This is a genomic window from Paraclostridium sp. AKS73, from assembly GCF_025671395.1.
In the GTDB taxonomy this organism is placed as follows: domain Bacteria; phylum Bacillota; class Clostridia; order Peptostreptococcales; family Peptostreptococcaceae; genus Paraclostridium; species Paraclostridium benzoelyticum.
Genome location: NZ_JAIXHU010000107.1, coordinates 1 through 219, shown reverse-complemented (window position 1 = coordinate 219; position 219 = coordinate 1). Strand labels below are relative to the sequence as shown.

1 rRNA gene is annotated in these 219 nt (G+C 38.8%); it reads right to left on the bottom strand.

Annotated features, from left to right (window positions below):
- Positions 1 to 49: 49 nt before the first annotated feature.
- A 5S ribosomal RNA gene (gene rrf / locus LEQ07_RS19915) occupies positions 50 to 166 on the bottom strand.
- Positions 167 to 219 lie beyond the last annotated feature (53 nt).

Sequence of the window (219 nt, the reverse complement as noted above, 5' to 3'; positions counted from 1 at the left end):
CAAACTAAATATCAACCACCACTTAAATCCACGTAAAATAAAAAAGATTACGCGGCTACGTCCTACTCTCCCAGGCAGCTTCCCACCAAGTACCATCGGCGCTAAAGAGCTTAACTTCTGTGTTCGGAATGGGAACAGGTGTATCCTCTTTGCTGTAATAACCGCATAATCTTTATTTAGAGTTAGTACTCTAAAAACTGAATAACATTTGTAAGATTA